The organism is Candidatus Cardinium sp. cByotN1 (assembly GCF_022810525.1).
Classification (GTDB): Bacteria; Bacteroidota; Bacteroidia; order Cytophagales; family Amoebophilaceae; genus Cardinium.
This window is the reverse complement of the sequence record NZ_JAACGG010000175.1, coordinates 1-3,544: the sequence shown is the minus strand read 5'-3', so window position 1 is coordinate 3,544 and position 3,544 is coordinate 1. Positions and strand designations below refer to the sequence as shown.

The 3,544-nt window shown below is 35.0% G+C and carries 3 protein-coding genes; all 3 read left to right on the top strand.

Features of this window, described 5'->3' with window-relative positions:
- Positions 1–542 precede the first annotated feature (542 nt).
- Entirely contained in the window at positions 543–1,811 is a 1,269-nt protein-coding gene (locus MUW73_RS04280; RefSeq protein ID WP_243575300.1) for a hypothetical protein, read from the top strand.
- 201 nt (positions 1,812–2,012) lie between these two features.
- Positions 2,013–2,699 (top strand): SIMPL domain-containing protein, encoded by a 687-nt coding sequence (locus MUW73_RS04275; RefSeq protein ID WP_243018095.1) that lies wholly within the window; start codon positions 2,013–2,015, stop codon positions 2,697–2,699.
- Between the two features lie 46 nt (positions 2,700–2,745).
- Positions 2,746–3,273, top strand: a complete 528-nt coding sequence (locus tag MUW73_RS04270; protein WP_243018094.1) for a CvpA family protein — start codon at positions 2,746–2,748, stop codon at positions 3,271–3,273.
- Positions 3,274–3,544 lie beyond the last annotated feature (271 nt).

Genomic DNA, 3,544 nt, shown 5'->3' with positions numbered 1-3,544 from the left:
TGTAAACGAAGCTTTCAGCCACTTTTTTCATCAGCGCTTGATTTTTTGGTTACTTTTTTATCAAGAAAAAAGTAACATGAAAAATTCATTTTCTACTTATTTCGTGAACGCAAACCAAAGAGTTGCTAAATATAATCGAAGAAAAACCACAGTCGTGAACGGATACCCCTTGAGCTCCCTCCCTGCAACTGTTTTTGTTTATTGTAAGCTATGCTTCCTGATCACCAATTTTTACAAGGAGCGTTTTTTAGTGCAATGCTGCCACAGTAGTGAATGGATATCAAATAACTCCAAAATATTTTGGCCTAAAAACCACTCCACTGAATAGATGCATTTTTCCTTACAAATATTTGCTTTACAGTATTATATTTATTATACTGGCTCTAGCTATTTGGCATTTCAGTTTATTTACAATTGTTTTTGTTTAGAAACAGCCAATCCCTCAGTTAGATAAGTAGTTCCTTTTTAGCCTCTTTTTTCAAAGGTAAAAGAGCTTAAGAAGCCTATGCTGTAGTTTTATATTGTATAATTTTAACCTATTTATGGCTATGAAAATTAAAATCGCTTTACTTGGTTTACTCTTTGGTAATAGCATCATACATTCTGTACGTGCTGATGAATATGATGATGAGGTAGATCACCTAGCAATCATTAAGGAAAAAAATGATAAGCACAAAGCTAAAGATGAAGATCAATCAGACCATTGCCTAAAATTGGGTGCTTCTGTTACCATAAACCCTACCATTACATGGCAAGACGATCAATGGTCAACTGAAAATAGTCCTGGAGCCGGTTTAACATTTAAAGCAGAGGTGCCAACAGCTTGCTGTAGCAAGACTACAACCCTTCATATAGCTGCTGGTTGGGGGGGAGGTAAAGAACTTGGCATTAAGCATGCGGCTGTAACCATTGGTAAGATGGTAACCATTGGCCAAACTGCTACTATTTTGGGTTATGAAAAAGCAGATCCTTCACTCCTGATCTCTCCAAGCGCAAGTGTTTTACAAATAAAGTATGAACATACATTTGATTGGTTCCGATTGGGCTGTGCTATTGAAAAGCCTGTTGCACTAGAAGTGGGTTTGTTTGATAAAACGAAAAAAAGATATGATAAAAAAGAAGATAAAGATGAACCACTATTTAATCAATTGGATGATTCAAAAGATAAGGAGCGGGCCTTTAAAATAAGAAATAGTTTGCCAGCCATTGGTTTAAATTTAGGCATTGTTACCGACCATGTTAATATAGCTTTGAGTGGATTAGGACGTTGCACAGACTATACACATAGTACTGATCCTGATGCAACAAAATTGCCAATTAAATACTGTGCTACCTACGGTGGCCATCTAGGTATTCAATACCAAGTGGTTCCTAAAAAATTTACAGTTACAGGCCAAGGTGCTTATGTTTTGGGTTTAGGTGATTACTTAACAGGACTCTCAGCGATTCAGAAAGATGATGAACGTAAAGAAATGTCTGCGGCCTACTATATAGATAGGAACAAGTCAGATTTGTCTTCTATCGATGCATTTGGTGTTGGAGGCACGTTAGAATACGCTGTCACACCTGAATGGACGTTTTCTATTAGAGGATCTTACCTTAAAACCTTAGAAGATTCAGAAAAGTCAGAAAAGCCAGTTATAGCTTTTCTCTCCCAGTGGAATGTAGTACCCAATATTACTTACCAAGCCAACAAATACTTGACGTTTTCTGGTGGATATAGTTTAGTACAAGAGTATAGAGTAGATGATAAAGAAAATAAAAAGCCTCAACACAAGTTAGCTGGAAGCATAAAGTTTAGTTTAAAGTAAATTTGTCTGCTGTTTTTTATTGGATTAAAGTGAATCTAAGTTAAGCTCAAGGCATGCCTTTTATAAGGCATGCTTTTTACACAAAGATTTTTTTTATTTTCTTATTGTTCCTATATTAAGTCTCAGCAAATAATCTCTCAAAAAAATCAAAAAACTATAAATAAGTAAATAGTAAACATAACCCTAAACACAACGCATTAAATGGATAAAAACAGATTTAAAGCAGCTATTACCTTGAGTATAGGCTTAGTGGTAAGTAGCATTATTTTTAGTTTATCTTTTTATCATAGCCGTACAAGCAATCTACGATCTGTCAGCATAAAAGGGCTAGCAGAAAGAGAAGTGGATGCGACTGTAGGTATATGGACTATTAAATTTGAGGCAGTGGATAATGACTTAGGGTGCGTTAATGAACAAATTAAAAAACAAACACAGTTATTGATTGCTTTTTTAAAAAAGCAAGGATTTGCAGGTAAGGAAATTATATATGGCGCTCCTGAATTACATGATCGTGGAAAATATGATTCCCAAAGCCTTAGATACTCAGTTAAGATGCAAGTTGTTGTAGATTCACCAAATATAAATTTAATCTATCAGACGGTACAGAAATCTCAGGAAATCATGAAAATGGGGGTCCGTCTTACCTATCCTAAATGGGATGGGCCAGCTAAGTTTATCTTTACAGACTTAAATACCATTAAGCCATCTATGATTCAAGAGGCTACTATAAATGGGAAAAAAGCTGCTGAGCAGCTTGCTAGTGATTCAGGTGTATGCCTAGGTGTGTTGCGTAGAGCAACGCAAGGTGCTTTTGCTATTGAAGATACCCATATACCTACTAAAAAACGGGTTCGTGTAGTCAATCAGATGGAATACGCTATTCAATAAGCTGTTTTTTGAAACGCTACTTCTGCTGCTAATTAGCGCGTTGATTATGAATATTTTTGATATAATACTCATGGTACCACTTATTTGGGGGGGGTATAATGGATTTAAAAAAGGTTTTATTGTAGAATTAATTTCTTCTTCGCTATTGGTATTGGGTTGCATAAAAGGGGTAACTTTATTTTATACTTTGCTACCTATTATAGAAAACAAGGTGCCTCCTCTAGCTACTTTTCTACCTATTTGTTTAGCTATACTGATGCTATTTATAGGTGTACTGATCATTTATCTATTAACCAAGTTAATTAAGGGTATGTTAATGATTACCCTATTGGGTATGTTCGATAACCTATTAGGGGGGCTATTTGGGTTATGTAAAGTAGCATTTTTTATCAGTTTATTAATTTATTGCTGTGGTTGTTTAGACTTTGCTGCCTTGCCGAAATATTGCATAGATAATAGTCTATTGTTCCCACTATTGGAACCTATTGTTCCAAAAATTTTACAATCTTTCACATCTATAGATCAGTTTTATCCATTGAAGCATTGGGGGCAACTCAAAAGCAAATGTCAGTAGAAGGATCATATTTCTTGGATCATTAAATAAAATAGCATTTTTTTCAATGGATGATTAGTATGTCATCTTACTTATGGGGGGCATCATGTATCCGTTCACGACTGTGGTTTTTCTTCGATTATATTTAGCAACTCTTTGGTTTGCGTTCACGAAATTAGTAGAAAATGAATTTTTGTTGTTACTTTTTTCTTGATAAAAAAGTAACCAAAAAATCAAGCGCTGATGAAAAAAGTGGCTGAAAGCTTCGTTTACAGCTGGAAAAACAGGAGCC

What these genes read in the sequence shown, in the direction of transcription:
- MUW73_RS04280 (WP_243575300.1), top strand. Translation starts at nt 543, where the DNA reads ATGGCTATGAAAATTAAAATCGCTTTACTTGGTTTACTCTTTGGTAAT.
- MUW73_RS04275 (WP_243018095.1), top strand. Translation starts at nt 2,013, where the DNA reads ATGGATAAAAACAGATTTAAAGCAGCTATTACCTTGAGTATAGGCTTA.
- MUW73_RS04270 (WP_243018094.1), top strand. Translation starts at nt 2,746, where the DNA reads ATGAATATTTTTGATATAATACTCATGGTACCACTTATTTGGGGGGGG.